Source organism: Leeuwenhoekiella aestuarii (genome assembly GCF_004104055.1).
Classification (GTDB): Bacteria; Bacteroidota; Bacteroidia; order Flavobacteriales; family Flavobacteriaceae; genus Leeuwenhoekiella; species Leeuwenhoekiella aestuarii.
Window position 1 is genome coordinate 1,105,552 of the sequence record NZ_QOVJ01000001.1, and the last position, 21,218, is coordinate 1,126,769.

A 21,218-nucleotide genomic window follows, 5' to 3' on the forward strand; every position below is an offset into this window, starting at 1 on the left:
TTATTCGGTTTTTGCGGTTGCGTTTTCGGCTCCGGTTTTAATTTTGATGTCGGTTCCCAGACGTTGCAGGTAGGCGATTAGCGCTACGATCTCGCGGTTGCGCATTTCGACAAAATCGGCTCCGTTTTGAGCAGCGGCCTTTTTATCGGCTTCGTATGTTTTAGCGAAATCAGGATCTGCATACAGGTTTTTTTCGATCTGTTCTCCCTGTTCGCTCATCCATTGCTGCGCGCGCTCGATGTCTGCCACAGTATACGGCACGCCCAAGTTTTGCATAGCCTTCATTTTGTCTTCGGTTTTAGACTTGTCGAGTTCGTTGCGTATCAACCAACTGTAAGACGGCATAATGGAGCCTGCAGAAGTACTCTGCGGGTCATACATATGGTTGAGGTGCCAGTTGTCTGAATACTTTCCGCCTACGCGAAATAAATCAGGCCCGGTACGTTTACTACCCCATAAGAAGGGATGATCGTAGACATACTCGCCAGACTTGGAGTACTCACCATAGCGTTCTACTTCACTACGGAACGGTCTGATCATCTGCGAGTGACAGCCCACACAGCCTTCGCGGATGTAGAGGTCACGACCTTCAAGCTCCAGCGGAGTGTAGGGTTTTACCGTAGAAATCACGGGTACATAATCATCTACAATCAAAGACGGAATGATCTGAACCATACCTCCAATAAGGATGGCGATGGTAGCGAAAATGGTAAGCTTTACCGGGCGACGCTCCAGCCAGGTGTGATACCCTTCTTTTGACGTACGCTTGCTGGTTACGGGTGTAAGCGGAGCAGCTTCGGCCAGTTCGTCGGTCACTTGGCTTCCGCTTCTTACGGTTTTGATGATGTTATACAGCATCACAAAAGCACCGGCGATATACAACGAACCACCTATAGCCCGCATCCAGTACATCGGGATGATTTCGGTCAAGGTCTCCAGGAAGTTCCCGTAAGTAAGCGTTCCGTCAGGATTGAATTGTTTCCACATAGAAGCCTGAACAAAACCGGCTACATACATGGGCAGGGCGTACATGATGATTCCCAGAGTGCCTACCCAGAAGTGTACGTTTGCCAATTTGGTAGACCAGAGTTGTGTTTTAAACAGGCGCGGTACCAGCCAGTATACCATTCCAAAAGTGAGGAAGCCGTTCCAGGCTAAAGCACCTACGTGCACATGTGCAATGATCCAGTCGCTGAAGTGGGCAATGGCATTTACATTTTTAAGCGAAAGCATGGGGCCTTCAAAAGTGGCCATCCCGTAACCGGTAATGGCAACTACCATAAATTTTAAAACCGGATCGGTACGTACCTTATCCCAGGCGCCACGCAGGGTGAGCAAACCGTTGATCATACCCCCCCAGGAGGGTGCGATAAGCATAACCGAAAAGGCAACCCCCAGGTTTTGTGCCCATCCGGGTAGTGCGGTATACAACAGGTGGTGTGGCCCGGCCCAGATGTAGATAAAAATGAGCGACCAGAAGTGCACGATAGACAAACGATAGGAATACACCGGTCTGTTTGCTGCTTTAGGTACAAAATAATACATCAGCCCCAGAAACGGAGTCGTGAGGAAAAAGGCAACGGCGTTATGCCCGTACCACCATTGTACCAGCGCATCCTGTACCCCGGCGTAAGCCGAATAACTTTTAAGTGCGCTAATGGGAATCTCAATACTGTTTACGATATGCAGCACGGCTACGGTTACAAAAGTGCCCAGGTAAAACCAGATGGCTACATACAGATGGCGTTGTCTGCGTTTAAGGATGGTACCGATGAGGTTGGCCCCAAAAGCCACCCATACCAGAGCGATCATAATATCTATAGGCCACTCCAGCTCAGCATATTCTTTGGAGGTGGTGTAGCCCAGCGGCAGGGTGATAGCTGCAGCGACAATAATCGCCTGCCAGCCCCAGAAATTGAAGCTGCTCAGCCAGTCTTTCCACATACGGGCTTTAAGCAGGCGCTGAGAAGAGTAGTATACCCCTGCAAAAATAGCGTTACCCACGAAGGCAAAGATCACGGCATTGGTGTGTAACGGACGCAGGCGGCCAAAACTCAGCCAGGAGATCCCGTCTGTGACGTTGGGGAATAAAAACATAAAGGCCAGCAGTAAGCCTACGCTCATCCCGATGAGCCCCCAAAACAGGGTGGCGATGATAAACTTTCTTACGATTTTGTTGTCGTAATAAAACTGTTCTGTTTGCATAATTACTTCGATTTGCGATCTGAATGATTGGTACTGGATTGTTGAGGTGTTTTTGCCGAAGACTTTTTGGTTTTTACCAGTTCGTCTTCAAAAAGCATGCGCACCGAAGGGGTATAGGTGTCATCGTACTGCCCTTTGCGTACCGAAAAAATAAAGGCTGCAAAAAAGACTAACGCCACAACCACGCTTATCGCGAGAAGCATATAAATGATACTCATACCTACCTGAATTATGGTGTAAAATTACCGGTGCAGTTTTCCTTAAAAGATGACATAAATCAGCTTTTGAAATTCTTATCATTTTTTTTCTACAGCCTGCAGTTTGCTTCCGTAATAGTGGGTGCAAAGTGTGGTAAAGGCTACGATACTTATGGAGCTCAAGGGCATCAAAATGGCGGCATAAACGGGTTTTAGGTTGCCGCTTACAGCCAGCGCGATGCCTACCACATTGTAAAGCAGGGAAAAAGCAAAGCTCCATTTGATGATCTGCCGTCCCTTTTTGGCTAACCGGATAAAAGCCGGTAATTGCTCAAAACGGGAAGCATCGAGAATACCGTCACAGGCCGGTGAAAAGACATTGACATTTTCAGAAATGGCGATACCCACATCGCTTTGTGCCAAAGCCCCACTGTCGTTTAGTCCGTCGCCCAGCATCATCACTTTTTTACCCTCTTGCTGCAGTTTTTTGATAAACTCGAGTTTGTCTTTGGGTTTTTGATCAAAATGCATGGCTACGGGCATCCCAAGCAATTGGTTCAATGGGTTTGCTTCGCGGTTATTATCTCCCGAAAGGATAATGAGTTCGGCATCGGGATTTAGGGCTTCAAAAACAGGTTTTAAAGCTTTACGATAGAGGCTTCGAAAGCTGTAATAGCCTTTATAGCCGTTTTCTGTGGCGATATGTACGCTGGTGTGAAGGTCAGCCGGTGGTTCTGCATCTGGTGAAAGTTGATTGACAAAAGCATACGAACCCACGCGTATCTGTTGCTTCTGCTTCGTACTGGTGATGCCCTGGCCGGGTTGCTCTTCAAAATGGTCTAAAGTCTGAATGTCATAGTCCTGCAACAAAGCATAAAGGCTTCTGCTTAACGGATGGTTTGATGCCCGAAGGGTACTGGTGAGCAGCGATTCTTCCCGTTCGGTAAGGCTCTGACCCGTATAGCGAATATGTTCTTTAGAAGCGGTGGTCAGGGTGCCGGTCTTATCAAAAACCAGGGTGTCGACCTCGGCAAGCTGCTCGAGAACCCCCGCATCTTTTAAGTAGAATTTGTTTTTGCCGGTGATGCGTAAGAGGTTACCCAGCGTAAAGGGAGCAGACAGTGCCAGTGCGCAGGGACAGGCCACAATAAGTACGGCCGTAAATACATTCAGTATTTTTGAAGGGTCTATAAACCACCAGCAAAGGGCGGCTGTTAGGGAAATGCTTAATATACCCAAAGTAAATTGTTTGCTTATTTTGGAAGTCAGTGATTGGAGCTCGTTTTGACGTTTTTTCTGGAACACTTCATTGCTCCACAGCTGGGTAAGATAGCTTTGTTCTACGGCTTTGGTCACGCGCAACTCGATGAGGCCTCCCTGTTGCATACCTCCCGCATACAGCATACTCCCGGCTTTTTTAGCAACAGGTTCTGCTTCCCCGGTTACAAAACTGTAATCGATAAGTCCGTGCCCGTTGATCAGGACTCCATCAACCGGAATGAGTTCGCCATTGCGTATAAGAATGTGGTCTTTGGGTTTGATCTGATAAACAGGAATTTGCACTTCACGGCTGTTGTCATCCGGAGAAGCCGAAGCTTCAAGTTTAGTAATTGCTATGGGAAAATACGATTTGTAATCGCGTTCAAAGGAGAGGTAGGCGTAGGTTTTTTGCTGAAAGAATTTCCCCAGCAATAAGAAAAAAACCAGTCCCGCCAGACTGTCAAAAAAGCCGGTTCCTGTATTGGAAATCACTTCATAGCAGGAGCGTATAAAAAGCACCAGAATACCCAGGGCGATGGGCACATCGATGTTGAGCATTCGTGCGCGTAGAGACCTCCAGGCAGACAATAGATAATCATGGGCCGAGTAAAACACGACTGGAAGTGAAAACAGCAACATCAGGGCTCTAAAAACCGACTTATACTGATCCAGCCAAAATTCTTCTACTTCAAAATATTCGGGGAAGGAGAGAAACATAATATTCCCAAAGGCAAAGCCGGCAACCCCCAGTTTGTAGAGGAGCGAGCGGTCTGTTTTGCGCTCTTTTTTATCAAAATCATCAAGTGAAATCACCGGTTCGTAACCCAGCATACACAAAAGTTCCACTACCTGTCTGAGACTTAAGGCATCGGCGTTGAAGGTGATCCTTACCGTTTTTTCGGGAAAATTGACCTGCGTATTGGTGATTTCGGGTCGCAGTTTGTTGAGGTTTTCAAGAACCCAGATGCACGAACTGCAATGAATAGCCGGAATGGTAAACGAGACGATTTGCGTAGCCTGTTCGTCAAAATCAAGCAGTTTGCTCTTGATTTCGGGGTTGTCGAGAAAATCAAATCTTCCCTTAATCTCCTTTGGAGAGGTGCCGGGATTAGCATCTAGATCATAGTAATACGACAGCTCATTATCTTGTAAAATATCATAAACTGTTTTGCAGCCGTTGCAACAAAACGCCTTGCCTCGGTGTGGGAATATGCCGTTCGTACACGGGTCACCACAATGATAACACTTGCTCATCTTACTCTAATTTGCTTAAATACCTGATGCAAAGGACTGAAAGCGGTATTGGATAAAAGATGACTTTTGTCAGTTGGCCAAAAAATTATGCTAATTTTGAAGTATGGCAGAACACGAAGAATCCCGGTGTGAAAATTGTATTATCAGAGAGCTCAATTCACTTAAAGCACTTAAGAAAGAAGAGCTTAAGGCGATTTCTGATAGTAAGGTTTCGCGTAGCATAAAAAAAGGAGAAGCACTTTTTAAGGAAGGAGAGAAGCTTGGGGGTGTCTATTGTGTGCGGAATGGTGTTTCTAAACTGTCAAAAATAAGTGATAACGGTAAAGACCAGATCGTAAAGATCGCTTCTAAAGGTGAAGTACTGGGACAACGTTCGATGATTTCTGAAGAAGGCACAAATTTAAGTGCTGTTGCGCTTAACGATATGGAGGTGTGTTTTATTCCTAAAGATCAAATTACAGGTCGTATTCAAGATAACCCCGCATTTACACAAGCTATTTTAAAGCATATGGCTCATGAGCTTAAAATCGCCGATGACTTTATCGTGAATATGGCTCAGAAAACAGTCAATCAGCGTCTTGCTGAGGTACTCCTTTATCTGAGTACGACCTTTGGTACTGATGAGGAAGGTTATTTAGTACTCATACTCTCCCGAGCAGATATCGCTGATGTAGTAGGTACTGCAACCGAATTGTGCATACGCACGCTGGCTAAATTTAAAAAGCAAGGTCTTATAGAGACTAAAGGCAAACGAATCAAAATTTTAGATCAGTCTGGTCTGGAGAAGCTTAAAGATGGCTTTCAGTAAAGCTATTCGTTAACAGGAGCTATGCCTTCGGAGGTCATTTGCACACGTTTTAAACTTCCGTCTTCATTGTAAATCAACTTGTCAATACATACCGATCTGCTGTAGCTCCCACCATCTGTCTGAATACCACCGTTGTGGTAGATAAAATACCAGTCGTCTTCAAATTCAACAATGCTTTGATGGTTGGTATTGCTGTTTCCTGCTATTTCGTTTAGAATTCCACCGTAAGTATAAGGTCCATCTACCGCATCTGCCGTAGCGTAGGCAATTTTTTCGGGAAAACCGGTGGCGTAGGTTAAATAGTAGGTGCCGTCTTTTTCGTGAACCCAGGGAGCTTCGGTAAAGTCAAGACCTTCAAAATCTATTTTTTTGATTTCGCCATCAATCTCGATCATGTTGTCTTTCAGCTTGGCGTAATAGCAAACCCCGTTACCCCAAAAAATCCATGGCTGATCGTCTTTGTCTATAAAAATCGCAGGATCAATACAGGTCCACGCGTGGCTGGAAGCAAAACAATCTTCATTGGTCAAAAGCGGTTTCCCCAAAGCATCTTTATAAGGACCCTGTGGCTGATCGGCCACTGCAACGCCTATCCCGTTCCAGTTGGTGCTGATGTACCAGTAGTATTTGCCGTTTCTTTTGGCTACGTGACCGGCATACGCATCACCACTGGTTGCCCAGGTGAAGTCGGTAATTTTTAAGGGAACCGGATGCTCGGTCCAGTTTTGCATATCGGTGGTTGAAAACACCAGCCAGTCTTTCATGTTATAACCCTTTTGTCCGCCCTCATAATCGTGACCGGTAAACAACCATAAGGTGTCATTTTCTACCAATGCCGCCGGGTCTGCAGTGTATTTGTGCGTAATTATAGGATTCCCTGTTGATTGGAAAGGAAAGGTTCCGTCGGCTTCGGTTAATAGCGCTTGAGGTACGCCGCCCCATGTTGCATTTAGGCGTTTGGCTTCTTCTTTGGTGATGCTGATAATACTGCCATGACGCGGGAAAAAGTCTTTGGTAAAGGATTCGGTTTCCGTAGTGAAATTGTACAAATCGGTACTGCGTTGAAACTCATAACGCCCGCTGGAATACAGGTCATACATCAAAATGTATTCATCGCTGTCGTTGAGTTTAAAGACCGAACTTCCTTCAACTGTGGTATTTTGATCGGCATACGCATCCAGATATTCAAAGCGTTCTTCATAGGGTCCTAAAAGCTTTTTACTCGTAGCCTGCTTGATTCCGTTTTTGATTTCTTTGCCGTTTTCATCTTTAGTATTTCCCTTATAAAACAAATGGTACAGACCGTCTTTATAGATAATATCGCCATCTATAGCCCCGTCTTTTGCACTATAAAGCAGTTTTGGAGTAGACTCAAAAGCTGTAAAGTCTTTGTTGGCATAGGCTGCATAAAAGTCAAGCTTGAGATTGTCGTAGGAGCGCACGGTAAAATAGACGAGGTATTTTTTCTTTTTGGTATCGTAAAAAGTCTGTGGAGCCCAAACCCATTTGTTATTTTTAAATTTTTCGGGGTAGGTTTCTTCGAGATTAATTGCGGAAGATTTCCAATTGATCAAATCATCAGAGTGCATTAAAACGATTCCCGGATTATAATCCCAGCCATTTTTACGCGTGTACATATCGGTTGCTACCATATAGAAACCATCCTTTTTACCACCACGTAAAATATGCGGATCGCGAACCCCGCCGGTACTGGAAATTTCAGCAGAAGATACGATGGGTTTATTTCCGTTTAAGGCTTTCCAGTGTATGGCGTCATCACTTACGGCAAAGCGTATTTGCTCTTGTTTGTCTCCGTCACCCTTACCCTCAAAATAGGCGAAAAGATAGCCGTCCATCTTTGGGTTTTGGCCAAACATAAGATTTAAGGAAAGGCTTAAAAAAAGTAATGCTGTGGTTGTTCTAAAGGTTTTCATATCTAATTCAGTTAGAATTTTAAATCCATTGAGTAGTGTGCGGCCAGTGCCTTGGCTTCTGTCTGGCTTAGTTGTATAACTGCGCCGTGTTTAGGCGAAGTGAAATTGGTTGTTTTCATCACGCCTTCGTTAAAATGTCCCAGATTTTTAAAGGTTTTAAAATCGGTAGTTTCTAAAAATCCAAAATTGTGCGGATTGATGCTGAAAATATCATACATCAAGACCCATTTATCTTCGCCGATGCGCTTCCACACATTGGGAGCTTCGCACGAACCCGGTTCCTGATCGATCCATTCTGCATCGTAGGCATAACCGCCATTGGCGCGATCTGAAAATGCCAGCTTAATCCCGCCGGGATTTTCCTGAGCGACGTAGGTCATCACATATCGACCGTCTTCCAGTGGGGCGATGTCTGCATCCAAAACCTGCACTTCAGGATTGGGATAGGTAAATAGCAATTCGGGTTTGGTGATGATTTCCGTAAAGTCATCATTGGTATAAGCGTAATACATTTTGGTAAGACCGTGGCCCAATCTCATCGTAAAATAAACCATCATTTTATCTGCTTTGGGATCGTAAATGGTCTGCGGAGCCCAGGCACAACCAATGTTTTTCAGTTCGGGGAAATGCTCGTCAAAAAGAAAATTGCTGTTCGTCCAGTTGATTAAATCATAGGATTTCATCAATACAAAGCCGCGGTTGTTGCCCCAGTCGTATTCGTCCTGTGGTCGCTCCCAGGTGGTCTCACGATAACCTTTTTGTTTAGCAAAAATATGCAGATCGGTCATCGCGACATAAAAAGCACCATCGGGACCGCGGGTGATGTGTGGGTCGCGTATTCCTTTTTGACTCGCAATGGTATCTCCGGCAACAACGGGTTTACCCGCATTTACATCAGTAAACGTATAACCATCTGTACTTAAAGCCAGATGCAGACTGTGATCATCGTCTTTAAAGTAAGTCATCAGATAGGCACTCCTGCTCGACTCTGAGTCTTTAACGGCTTGGTTTTTAATGCTGTTGCAATTGGCTAAAAGAAGTGCTAAAACCGTTAGAGCAAAGAAATTATTTCTAAAAAGGAATACCATAAATACGAAAGGTTAATAGGATTATTCAAAGCCTTATACTTTAAATAAATAATAAATGTAAATAAAACATTTATAACTAAAAAACCTATTTTATAAAGCAGCTGAAATATTTCAGATCAACGGTATGTATTTTATTGGAAAGGAAACCTGTTTGAGTTAATCAAAGTACCCCGAGGCCGGGAGCTTCACTCGGATATAATACACCTTTTTTAAGCGAGAAAATTCCGGAAAAAGGATCATCTAAAATATCCAGATGTCCATCGAGATCAGCATATTTGATATTTGCTCGTGAAAGTGCAAAATGCAAACCTGCTGAGATACCCAGGGCACACTCATCGATACAGCCCACCATGGCTTCAAATCCAGCTGATTTGGCTACTGAATTGATGTGCATGGCTTCGCGGATGCCGCCCACTTTCATGAGTTTGATGTTTACCATATTGATCCTGCTGTTTTGCGCAAGGCGAAAGGCATCTTCCAGATTTTTCAGGCTTTCGTCTGCCATCACTGGCGTCGCGGTACGGTGTGTGATTTGCCCCATATTGTGATCTTTTCCCACTGCGGTGGGTTGTTCAAATATTTCGATTTTTGCAGTTTCAACCTGTTTTAAAAAGAGAAGCGCTTCGGCCACCGAATAGCCCTGATTGCCATCAAAGCGCAAAACCATGTCGGGATACAATTCGCGTATGCGGATCATTTTCTCAACATCCTCATCAACAGACAGCCCCCCTTTGACTTTCAATATAAAAAATCCTTGTTTGTGATATGTTGCAGCTGCTTTGAGTGTGTCTTCTACGGTGAGAATACCAATGGTCATGCTTGTGGGAATGCTGTGCCGGTAACCGCCTAAAAACTGATAGAGCGGCACGTCCATTTTTCGGGACTTGAGATCCAGAAGTGCCATATCGGTCATTGCTAATACCGAAGACGAAGTAGGAAGCAAGGTTTTTAGCTCTTCCAGAATTTGAACAGACATCATCGCATTTTTACCCAGCAAAAAAGGGATAAGGATATTTTCAATACTTTCTTTAGCCTGCGCCGGACTTTCAAGGGTTACTACTACATCAGGAGCAGCACAGCCAAAGCCGGTAAGTCCACTACTGGTGACTATTTTGAGTATAAAATTCGTGGTATGCGCTATTGTCTCATACGCGATGGTATACGGCTCCGAAAGCTTAAGGTCCAGTTGTTCAAAAGTGACTTGTTTTATCTTCATCAAGTCGCTTAGTGTTTTTTAAGGTGTTGTTGCAATACACGGATCAATTTTTCTGATCCGTGGGCCAAAACATCAAAAGCCGGCAAACCGGTTTCTTGTGTAATCGCTTCACAGGCGGGAATGATTTCGTCAGGTGTCATCCCCTCGTGATTTACGGTAACGGCAATTACTTTTCTCCCTGAGATCACCTCAATGGCATTGATTTGTTCTTTCAAAGAATGCAGACGATACCCCGGGAACCCATCATATTCCACCCGTTTTGGAGCGTGCTGAAGCACTACGTAATCGGGTCTTCCTGCAGCCAGAATTTCAAAACCGCCGGGATAAGCAGGATTCATCAAGCTACCCTGACCTTCAATCACGATCACGTCTGGCTTTTCGTTTTTATAAGCACTCACGACAGCATGCTCGATCTCACCCGAAACAAAATCGTTGATGCAACTGTCCATCACCATACTGTATTTGGCTCCCTGCATCCATGCAGTCTGTCCGGTACCTATCATCTCAGCCTTTAATCCCGCATGACGAAAACCGTGCACAATGATCCACGCGGTGGTGCGTTTCCCTATAGCCGAATCGGTACCTAATACCGCCAATTTTAAGCAGTCAACCTGCTCGATGTCCCCTGTAAAAAAATGCAGTTTATCGCGATCGGGTGTTTTGCGTATATCGCGGATTTGCGAACCGTTCTCAGCTGCAAGTTCGACCAGGTTTTTATCATGGGTTAGAAAATCATGAAGTCCGCTGTCTACATACCAGCCTCGCTTCAATGCTTTTTGGATAGTTTCTTTAGCGATGGCTGGAAGTCTTCCGCCGTCAGGCGCAAGGCCTATCACCAGAGATTTGGGTAAGTTGTTTTGAGATTCCAGGGCACTGATCGCTGCATCAAAGTTTTCAAAAACAGGAATGCCGTTTGGTTTTTGGTCTAAAACTTCACCGGCATCTTTACCTGCGTATCTGTGATCGATCACGCCTACTACATCGTAGCGTTCGGTAAACCGTACGAGACCGTGTGCTGTTTTTCCGTTAGGGGTGTTGAAGGCGCCGTCACAATATACCAGGGCTTTGCCATCTATAGTTTGTTTCATAAGATCAATATTTTGCAGTTAGTACCGCTACAAAGCGGTCTGGTTCTAAATTTAGTTTTTCGTCCAGTTCGAGTAAGCCAATAAGCCCGGCAGTAGATGCCGGCAATACGCGCATACTTTCTTTTTGAAGCAAAAGTGAGGTCATTTTTTTCAGTTTTGCATCGCTTATATTGAAAGCTTCCCCACCAGATTCTCGTAAGGCATAGAGGGCTTCTTCACCGTCAAAGCTGTGCCAGTTGATAAGCGGTTCGTTGTATTTGGTTTCTTTAATCGCCTCGGGTTTGAGGTCTTTGCATGCCTCAAGACCCAGTTTAAAAGACTGAATGATCGGATTTTTATGCGTGGAAGAAGCTGCGATCATTTTAGGGATTCGTGAGGTTTTCCCTCGTTTATAAAGACTCACAAAACCACGGTAAATACCGGCGAAAAGAGTTCCATTAGAAACCGGTGCCGCGCAATATTTGGGTGCATCGCCCAATTCTTCTACAATCTCATTTGCAATCTGCGCATAAGCTGTAATTTGTAACGGCGTATTGGATCCGCCGGGATTGGCGTCGTACCAGTCGTTTTGCTGTGCCAGCAGGCTGCTGGCTTTTACGACGTCTTCATAGCTGCCCGGAAGTCGTACGATATGGGCATTGAGCTTTTGCATTTCGGTAATGCGCTCAGTATGATACGTTTCCGGTATGTAGATCTGGCACTGTATTCCTGCCAGGTTAGCGGCCAGGGCCACTGCTACTCCATAATTACCACAGGTAGCCAGGGAGACCATTTCGTATTCCCGCCGCAGCGCATCGTAAACCTGAGCAAATGCAATGCGGTCTTTTTGTGTACCCGTGGGATTGTCACCTTCATATTTGATGTACAATTGTCTGATATCAAACTCACGCTCTAATGATTTTGCACGATTGAGTCCGGTATCACCCACTTCAAGATTTATAATGTCTTCAAAACTTTCCAGGCGGTCCACCAACGATTTGCTCTTATCTTTGACAAAATCACTGAGTTTTTGCGTTTCTGAAGATACTTTTAAAGCTGCAGATTTTACACCATCACGTAGTAGCACAGGTTATTTTAAATTTAAGGTAACGACTAGTTAGTTCTATAATATAAGAACTAATGTAATATAATTTTGCAGTTGAGCTCGAAAGTATTTTGCTAAGGTTTTGTTAGCTTTTAGGAGGTAAATACATTATTTACAGAGTGGTTTCCGTGTCTAAGATAAATTGCCAGAAGTGTGAAATTACGCAGCAAGTAAGATTAAGAATTGATTTTACGATAACTACTTTTTCTATGAGTGCAATGGTTAGTGAAGCAGCACTTGTGTAAATTTCATTTTTCTATGGCGATGGCAAGAATAAAATCACCCCTATATATAAAGATGTATTTAGGACCTTATGAGACTATAGTGGTTGAAAGATCAAGCGCTCCCGGTAACGGAAAAAGTACAAGAGGTACTAATGGGTTACCCAATGGGTACCGCCTCAGTGACCCACTCGAGGGCAACCCGTGATATAGCATTCAAAAACATTATATGCAGGTTCTGGTATAACTTCAGGAACCTCTATGAGCTGTAAGATGGCAAACAGCAGTGGACCGGCAATTTAGAAAATACGCTTATCGATTTTCATAACTTCTAAGTAAATAAAATGCTAAGTTGGAAAAGCTATTTTGAACTACATACAGGAAGTTCAAAAATAAATCCTTCAGTCATGGTCCACCTCAGTAGGCAATATTTTGGGCGAATCAGATGAATTAAGCTGATTAAAGACACCGGAAAGTCTTAGGATAGTATCTGAATAACGGGAAACTTTTTTCAAAAGCAGAGGTATTCGGTAAATACTTTTTGACTCTAAAAATAGGGGAGCTTTTCCAGAGGTATACGTAAACTTAAAAGGGTCTAAGTCGTCCCTATACCCGAACAAATTCTTTACAGTTACTTTAATTAATTATTAAGGATAGCTAATCTGTGTTAACTAAGATCATAAAAAAAAACCTTGCCTAATATGCAGCAGATTGATTTTACTTGAATTGCAAAACGTTATAATACAGATGCTATACTGCTGCAAAAGCAAGTTGAAGCAGTATAAAGAGATTTAGCGTCTAAAACAATCCTGAACCCGCTTATTTAACCCACGCGTAACCTTTAAGTAAAACCTTTTATTGAGAAATTCAATTATTTAGCACTGCGAAAAGAAATGCATAAAACCACTAAAATATGTAGCACAAATCCACAAAAAAACGCAGTTGCTACCAACAACTGCGCCATCCATTATTAAGCATTGTGTCCAATCAATTACTTAAACATGAATTTTAAAAATAATACTATTACATGTAAGAATATAGTTGCCCTCGCCTCAATTGTATTTTTTTCTACCCAAACCCAGGCGAAAACACCGCTTGTAGAATTTAAAACGTCAGCAGTTTTAAATATTGAAGAGCTAGCTGTTCAACAAACCATAACCGGAACAGTAACCGATAACGATGGGGTTTTATTACCAGGAGCATCGGTTAAGGTCAAAGGAACTTCAAACGGAACCATTACAGATTTTGATGGTAATTTTAGTATTGTTGCCAATCCTGGTGATGTACTTGAAGTCTCTTATGTAGGCTTTGAAACCACTACAATTACCGTTTCTCAACAGACCAATTATACTATTAACCTTTCGGCAAACACTTCAGAACTTGATGAAGTTCTGGTGGTAGGCTATGGGACTCAAAAAAAATCTGATTTAACCGGAGCTGTAAGCTCTGTGGTTGCCGATGAGTTCAATAAAGGGGTAGTCAATAACCCGGGTAACTTGTTACAAGGTAAAGTCTCTGGTCTTAATGTTACCAATACCAGTGGTGAACCGGGAGCCGGTCAGGATATCATCATTCGTGGTGTAGGAACCTTGCGTTCAGGAACCTCTCCCCTTTATGTGGTTGATGGCTTTGTTTTAGATAACTCCGGAAACGGTTTGGCAACAAACCCGCTAAACTTCATCAATACCCAGGATATTGAGTCCATCAACGTATTGAAAGATGCTTCGGCAGCTGCGATCTACGGTTCGCGTGCAGCAAACGGGGTGGTGGTCATCACAACTAAAAAAGGAAAAGCAGGAAGAACCCAAATGAACTTTTCGGCTTCAACTGCAATTTCTAGTATCGCCAATAAGATCGATGTGTTTTCTGCAGAAGAGTTTAGAACGGTCATTCCTCAAATAGGCGGGAGCTTAAGCGATAACGGTGCTAATACCGACTGGCAGGACGAGCTTACTCGTACGGCAATTACCAATAACATCAACTTCTCGATGAGTGGTGGTACAGCAAGTACATCATATTTTGCTTCGATAGGCGTTGATGATCAAGAAGGAATCATCAATAATAGTGATCTCAAACGCTATTCTGCACGTGCTAACGTCACTCAAAAGGGATGGGATGATCGTCTCAAGGTTGATCTGAACCTAACTGCTACCCGTACCGAGAATACCCGACCCAATACCAGTTCTATAGTGAGTAATATGCTGAGTTTAAATCCTACTACTCCGGCCTATACAAATGGGGAACCTACGGTTTTTGGTACAGGATTGAATCCATTGATCCTTGAGGATATTTATGGAGATTTTTCAAACAACAACCGAATGATCGCTAAAATCTCACCTTCTTTAGAGGTTATAGATGGGTTAACCTATAAGCTGAATCTGGGGGTGGATTATTCTACAACAGACCGGGATATTCAATATATGCCGTATTCAGCAGATCCTGATTATGCTGAAGGTTCGGTGAGTTCAGCGTATACCACAAATAGAAATACACTCGTTGAAAACACCCTGACGTATGTTACCGATTTTGGCGATCACGGACTTACGGTTCTGGCAGGACATTCCTACCAGAAATTCTTTATCCATGCCAAGAATTTTTATTTTGAAAATTTCCCCGATAACGGAATCGAACCGCGTTACCAATTGGGGCAAGCGCGGGGTGATAATTACAGTCAGTCTTCTAGCGCAACCAGCAATGAATTGCAGTCGTTCTTTGGTCGTGTAAACTACGATTACAAAGACAAATATTTGGTGACGGCTACCTTACGTTCTGACGGTTCGACCAAATTTGGTGAAAACAACCGCTATGCTACTTTCCCTTCTTTGGCTTTAGGATGGAATATTTTCAAAGAAGATTTTATGGCAGATTCAGGGATCAACAATTTAAAGTTGAGAGCGAGCTGGGGGAAATCAGGAAATCAGGAAATCCCTTCTAAACAAACACGTTTAAGCTATGGCGAAAGTTTTGCAGATGATGATATTTATCCCTTAAATGATGCTATCACTACCCGGGAAGGTTATGATTACGGTTTGGTTTTCGCCCGTACGGCAAATCCTGATTTGCAATGGGAAGAAACGACACAAACCAATATCGGTTTAGATTTTGGTTTTTTGGATTATAAACTAAGCGGATCGGTAGATTACTTTTTGAAGGAAACCAATGATGTATTGCTGTATTTCTCAACGCAAGATCCTATTGATGAGGTAGGCTATAAGTGGCAAAACATACCGGGGATGAAGATCAAGAACAGCGGTATCGAGTTGGCTTTAGATTACCAGAGCGATCGCAGTCGGGATTTTTCTTATAATATAGGAGGTAACATCTCATACATTAAAAATGAGATAACAGATTCTCCTTTTACCATTGTAACTACCGGTACTGCCAGCGGTGCAGGACAAACCGGAGCGACCATCAACGGGTATATGAATGATCAACCTATAGGTAATTTCTTCCTTAGAGAATTCAATGGGATTGGAGCTGATGGTCTCAGCCAGTTTACCGATGTTAACGGCGACGGTCAAATAGATGATAGTGATCGTATTTCAGCAGGAAGTGCGGTGCCCGATATTCTGTATGCATTCTACCTTAAATTCAAGTATAAGAACTTTGATCTGGGATTGAACTTTAACGGGGTTAGCGGCAATAAAATTTACAACCACACCCGTATGAGTTTGTTCAATAAAACACAGATTGCCAATTCGCTGAACACTACAGATCAGGCTATTGAGTATGCTAATGAAGATCCCAGTAACTCCAATACGGTTTCTACGCGTTATCTGGAGAACGGTGCTTTCTTGCGCTTGAATAATGCCACTTTAGCTTACAGCTTAGACCCTAAGGTAATCGGGTTGGAACAATGGTTGACGAATGTGCGTTTATCAGTAACCGGACAAAACCTGTTTACCATCACCGATTACACCGGTTTTGATCCAGAATTAAACACGGGTAGCTCCAGCGATTCAAAATCGTATGGTATTGACTACTTCACGTACCCAAAAGCACGTACCGTTGTGTTCGGGTTAAATGTATCCTTCTAAAAAATTAAAAACTGCTTAAAATGAATTATAGAATTCTCACGCTGGTTGTAGGGCTTAGTGCCTTACTGTTCTGGAATTGTACAGACCTCGAAGAAGAAATATTAGACGAATCGCTAACCGGAACTGACGGTTTAGCAGAGCCTGTCTCCGGATCGATCTCTGCGGCTTACGGTATTTTACCGCAAACGTTTAGACATACCCGCTATTTTGGGCTGCAGGAAATTCCTTCAGACGAAGCGATCTTACCCCCGCGTACCGGGCTGGGTGGAACGCAATGGGCAGATAATGATACCTATACCACCGCACACAGACACCTGATGTCTTCAAGCAACAGTTTGGTTACCGAATCATGGAGTTATCTCACTACCGCATTGTTTAGAACCGTAGCGGCAATAGATGTATTAACACCGCTTGCCGAAGCAGGCGATGCCGAAGCCATTCAGGGATTGGCAGAAATGCGGGCCTTACGCGCTTATGAAAATATGCTGTTTTTAGACAGCTGGGGACTTACTTTTAAAAAGGAAGCTACTTCAGAAACTTCAGAAGTATTACGAGGTGCAGAAGCGGTAAGCTATATCGAAGAAGAGTTTCTGGCGGTGGTAGATGCTATCAGCCCTGGTAACGGTTCGGGGCGTATAACACCCCATGCAGTTTATGGATTTTTGGCTAAGTTGTATCTCAATGCAGGCGTGTATAGAGATCCTTACGGTACTCCCGTGTTCACAGATGAAGATATGACTCAAGTGATAAATTATACTAACCGAATCATCAATGACGGAAGTTATGCACTTTCTTCAGAATATTTTGACCTGTTCAATGATGAGAATCACGACAATGCAGAGTTGATTTTTGCTTTAGATTTACGAGGAGTATTGAATAATGATCACAATCGTTGGGCCTACTGGTCGATGTCGGGTTCTTTATTTCCAAGACCGGGAGATTTTTATCTAAGTATGGATGGTACAGACGGTCCTGCCGCAACACCTGATTTCTATCAGTATTGGGTTGATGCTTATGGAAGTGTAGATCCTGCCGATGCCGATGCCCGTTTCTATAAGAAAAATGCACAAGTCCCTGATGACTTGGAAGATATTTCAGGATTAACGCCATATAAACGGGATACGTTAGGGTTCAAAACAGATAAAGACCATTACTTTGTCGCAGGTTCTGATTTTGAAATCGATCGTGGAATCATTCGCGGTACGATGTGGGCACCTAGAAAAGAAAACTACCGATCAGGAAATTTTATGACCGGTACCGATGCTAATGGCAACAGCGGCTATAGAATTTATCCGCTTGCTGAAGCACGTGAAAATGGTTCAGATCCTGAAGACATTACCTATTATGTAGACCATACACTAGCTATTAGTCTGGATGGAAGCGCAGGTTATGCAAGCGGTTACCGTTTTGCGAAGTGGCAATTCAGTAAAACCTCAGATGATGGTAACAATTACAGCAGTGTAGATCTTATTCTATTGCGTCTGGCTGACGTGTATTTAATGCGCGCTGAAGCAAAACTTAGAATGGGCGATAACGCCGGAGCACTAACAGATGTTAATACCCTTAGAGCTTCCCGTAATGCAAGACCAGATCAAACCCCTCCTGCTTTAACCAGCATTACCTTAGAAACCTTATTGCGTGAGCGCGGTTTTGAATTCTACTGGGAAATGTCACGTCGTAGCGACCAGATTCGTTTCGGTACATACGAAGATTCATGGACTTCAAAAACCGATAGTGATCCAAACCATCGATTATTCCCGATTCCTCAGGAAGCGATTGACGGGGCTTCTAATACTCCCGGTTATCTGGAGCAAAATGCTGGATATTAATATGTAGTACATTATTTTTGAAACGGCGGAACGCAAGTTCTGCCGTTTCAAATTTTTAAAATTACCGAATGATGAATGTAACGAAGAAAAGTCTTGTTGTGCTTGGCGCGCTGCTTGTAAATGCTTGTTTATTAGAACTTAATGCTCAGGAAACTCAAACCGAAGAATCCCTGAATGTGATCCTGATGATTGGAGATGGGATGGGTATTCCGCAGATTTCGAGTGCGTTTTATTTTGGAGAAAGTAGACCCAATTTTGAACGCTTTGAAGAAATAGGCCTGCACAAATCTTATTCTACCAGTCATAAAATTACTGATTCGGCAGCCGGGGCAACTGCTTTTTCCACCGGGCAAAAAACCTATAAGCGTGCGATAGGAGTCTCAAAAGACACGATTCCACAGGAAACGATTTTAGAGAAATTAAAAAAGGAAGGCTATCAAACCGGCCTCATCTCGCTCACCTCAATCACCCATGCCACGCCGGCTTCTTTTTATGCACACGTTAAAGACCGGGATATGCATGAAGAAATTGCTGCGCAGCTCGTTACCGCCGATGTAGATTTTTTAGCGGGCGGTGGTCGTAAATTCTTGAGCAACCGGAGTGACGGAAAGAATCTGTTTAGTACGTTACTGGAACATAATTACAATCTGGACACCCTTAAGCTGAGCAGTTCAAAAGCCGGGATGCGCAATGCATTTATTGTTGAAGACGAAGGGCTTCCGTCAAAAATAGATGGGCGTGGTGACTTCTTGAAGGAAGCTAGTTTAGAGGCGCTTGAATATTTTGGAAAAGCCGAAAAACCTTTTTTCCTGATGATTGAAGGATCGTATATAGACTGGGGCGGACACGATATGAACCCAGAAATGATGATTGAAGAAGTAGCTGATTTTGATACAACCATCGGTGCTGTTTTAGACTATGTAGAAACACACCCCAACACGCTTTTGGTCATTACTGCAGATCACGAGACAGGAGGGGCAAGCATTGGAAAATACTATGAGGTAGACGAAGAAACCGGTGAGAAAACTGAAGTTCCGGAGAAGGTTGCGGTTTATTTTATCACAGATCAGCACAGCGGGGAGTTAATCCCTGTTTTTGCGGCAGGAAAAGGTGCTGAAAATTTTAAAGGAATTTACCAGAATAGCGCCATTTATCATAAAATTTTAAAAGCCATAAATGCCAAAAATTAACAGCATGAAAAATAGAGTTCTAATCTTTTTGTTATGTGTCAGCATCCAAAGCTTTGCACAACAAAAAGCATCATATAATGTGCATTCACATAACGATTATGCACAAGAATTTCCTTTTTGGGAGGCTTATATAGGTGGGGCGAGCAGTATTGAAGCCGACGTATTTTTAAAAAACGACACCCTTTTTGTTACACACACTGAAGATGAGATCTCTACAGAGAACACGCTAGATCAGTTGTACTTACAACCGCTAAAAAAGTTGAGTGAAGAAGGTAAACTCAGAAGCCTTCAGGTGCTTATCGATATTAAATCTGATGCTGAAACTACTTTAGAAGCAGTAATAAAAGCAATTCAAAGCCAGGAATTGGCCCATACAGATCAACTTACGTTTGTGATTTCGGGCAACAGACCGGCAGCAGAAACCTATAAGAATTATCCTGATTTCATTCAGTTTGATTATCAGGATTTAGAGGATTTAGATCAGGTTGACCTTAGTAAAGTAGCGTTGATCAGTGTGAATTATAAAGATTATTCGGTATGGAATGGTTTTGGGAATATGGTCGCTCCTGAACTCAAAAAGGTAAAAGCAGCAATAGCAAAAGCGCACGCGGTGAATAAGAAGTTTCGCTTTTGGGGCAGTCCGGATACTAAGATTGCGTGGACGCGTTTTGCAGATCTTGGAGTAGATTTTATCAATACTGATACTCCGGGAGAAGCGGTTACTTACCTTAAAACTCTGGATCAAAACACTTATGTGAATACGCAGAAAATCGAAGTCTATCAGCCGGAATTTCAATTCGATTATGAGACTACTCCGGTCAATGTGATTTTGATGATTGGTGACGGTACTGGTTTGGCGCAGATCACTTCGGGTCAAATAGCAAATGGAGGCGTATTGACGGTTACCCAATTGAAAGATATCGGCTTTTCTAAAACTGCCTCGACAGACGATCTGGTTACCGATTCTGCTGCGGGAGCTACGGCGATGGCTACCGGTACCAAAACACATAATCGGGCGATAGGCGTAGGACCTGATGATCAACCGCTGCAAAACATCACTGAAATTCTGGGAGCTAAAGGCTTCGCTACTGGTTTGGTCACTACAGATGCAATAGATGGGGCTACTCCGGCATCCTTTTATGCACACCGTAAAGAGCGTGATGATGCTCAGGGAATTCTTGCTGATTTAAAAGGAAGTGAGATTGATTTCTTTATTGCCGGTGGAAAGTCTAAAGCGGCATTGCTACCCGATTCGTATCTCATAAAGGACTTAACCGACTTCAATACGATAAACGAAAAAACAGCGGTTTATGTGGGTGATGGAAAAGTACCTTCAATTGCTGATGGACGCGGAGCACTCTTGCCCAATAGTGTAAAACAATCACTCCAAATTTTAGAGAACACTAAAAAACCCTTTTTTATGATGATTGAAGCAGCTCAGATAGACAGCAACGGACACGCGAACAATACAAGCGGAATCGTACAGGAAATGCTTGATTTTGATCAAACCATCGCTGAAGTTTTAAAGTTTGCAGATAAAACAAAAAACACATTGGTAGTCATAACAGCAGACCACGAAACTTCGGGGTTTGGTATTATAAGTGGAGATCTGAAAACGGGTAAATTGCATGGCGAATTTTTAACGACAAATCATACGGGAATTATGGTGCCGGTTTTTGCTTATGGACCGCAAGCGCAAAACTTTAGAGGTGCTTATGAGAATACTGAGATTTTTGATAAAATTTTAAAAGCCCTTCACCCATAATACACTTGTTTTTTACAAAATGAAAGCCTCTTCTAAAATACA

The 21,218-nt window shown here is 43.2% G+C and carries 13 protein-coding genes; 5 read left to right on the forward strand and 8 right to left on the reverse strand.

Annotated elements, in window-relative coordinates; translation table 11 throughout:
- The 3 genes from ccoN to DSM03_RS04975 all read right to left on the reverse strand — a co-directional run bounded on the left by ccoN (position 1) and on the right by DSM03_RS04975 (position 4,916).
- The gene (gene ccoN, locus DSM03_RS04965; RefSeq protein ID WP_128759887.1) at positions 1–2,205 is read right to left on the reverse strand and encodes a cytochrome-c oxidase, cbb3-type subunit I; all 2,205 of its coding nucleotides are present in this window, start codon (positions 2,203–2,205) and stop codon (positions 1–3) included.
- A 2-nt stretch (positions 2,206–2,207) separates the two neighbouring features.
- Positions 2,208–2,423 carry a cbb3-type cytochrome oxidase assembly protein CcoS gene (ccoS, locus tag DSM03_RS04970; RefSeq protein ID WP_128759888.1) on the reverse strand — a complete coding sequence of 72 codons (216 nt, stop codon included), beginning with the start codon at positions 2,421–2,423 and terminating at the stop codon, positions 2,208–2,210.
- Between the two features lie 78 nt (positions 2,424–2,501).
- On the reverse strand, positions 2,502–4,916 hold the full coding sequence (locus tag DSM03_RS04975; RefSeq protein WP_128759889.1) for a heavy metal translocating P-type ATPase: 2,415 nt from the start codon (positions 4,914–4,916) through the stop codon (positions 2,502–2,504).
- Between the two features lie 103 nt (positions 4,917–5,019).
- Here DSM03_RS04975 and DSM03_RS04980 point away from each other — a divergent pair, with 103 nt between their 5' ends.
- Positions 5,020–5,724: a Crp/Fnr family transcriptional regulator gene (locus tag DSM03_RS04980; protein WP_128759890.1), complete on the forward strand. Its 705-nt coding sequence runs from the start codon at positions 5,020–5,022 to the stop codon at positions 5,722–5,724.
- Between the two features lie 2 nt (positions 5,725–5,726).
- Here DSM03_RS04980 and DSM03_RS04985 read toward each other — a convergent pair whose 3' ends face one another.
- From DSM03_RS04985 to DSM03_RS05005, 5 genes are all read right to left on the reverse strand, one after another.
- A complete protein-coding gene (locus tag DSM03_RS04985) occupies positions 5,727–7,658 on the reverse strand; it encodes a family 43 glycosylhydrolase (RefSeq protein WP_236638714.1) in 1,932 nt (643 codons plus the stop codon).
- Between the two features lie 11 nt (positions 7,659–7,669).
- Positions 7,670–8,746: a glycoside hydrolase family 43 protein gene (locus DSM03_RS04990; RefSeq protein WP_128759891.1), complete on the reverse strand. Its 1,077-nt coding sequence runs from the start codon at positions 8,744–8,746 to the stop codon at positions 7,670–7,672.
- A gap of 160 nt (positions 8,747–8,906) precedes the next feature.
- Entirely contained in the window at positions 8,907–9,962 is a 1,056-nt protein-coding gene (locus tag DSM03_RS04995) for a mandelate racemase/muconate lactonizing enzyme family protein (protein WP_128759892.1), read from the reverse strand.
- 8 nt (positions 9,963–9,970) lie between these two features.
- Positions 9,971–11,050: an N-acetyltransferase DgcN family protein gene (locus tag DSM03_RS05000; RefSeq protein WP_128759893.1), complete on the reverse strand. Its 1,080-nt coding sequence runs from the start codon at positions 11,048–11,050 to the stop codon at positions 9,971–9,973.
- A gap of 4 nt (positions 11,051–11,054) precedes the next feature.
- The gene (locus DSM03_RS05005) at positions 11,055–12,116 is read right to left on the reverse strand and encodes a pyridoxal-phosphate dependent enzyme (RefSeq protein WP_128759894.1); all 1,062 of its coding nucleotides are present in this window, start codon (positions 12,114–12,116) and stop codon (positions 11,055–11,057) included.
- A 1,240-nt stretch (positions 12,117–13,356) separates the two neighbouring features.
- Between DSM03_RS05005 and DSM03_RS05010 the strand changes: the two genes are divergently transcribed.
- The 4 genes from DSM03_RS05010 to DSM03_RS05025 all read left to right on the forward strand — a co-directional run bounded on the left by DSM03_RS05010 (position 13,357) and on the right by DSM03_RS05025 (position 21,176).
- A complete protein-coding gene (locus DSM03_RS05010; protein ID WP_128759895.1) occupies positions 13,357–16,392 on the forward strand; it encodes a SusC/RagA family TonB-linked outer membrane protein in 3,036 nt (1,011 codons plus the stop codon).
- Between the two features lie 20 nt (positions 16,393–16,412).
- Complete coding sequence (locus DSM03_RS05015) at positions 16,413–18,221, forward strand: RagB/SusD family nutrient uptake outer membrane protein (protein WP_128759896.1); 1,809 nt, start codon at positions 16,413–16,415, stop codon at positions 18,219–18,221.
- Between the two features lie 68 nt (positions 18,222–18,289).
- Complete coding sequence (locus tag DSM03_RS05020) at positions 18,290–19,411, forward strand: alkaline phosphatase (protein ID WP_128759897.1); 1,122 nt, start codon at positions 18,290–18,292, stop codon at positions 19,409–19,411.
- Between the two features lie 4 nt (positions 19,412–19,415).
- Positions 19,416–21,176, forward strand: a complete 1,761-nt coding sequence (locus tag DSM03_RS05025) for an alkaline phosphatase (protein ID WP_128763062.1) — start codon at positions 19,416–19,418, stop codon at positions 21,174–21,176.
- Positions 21,177–21,218 lie beyond the last annotated feature (42 nt).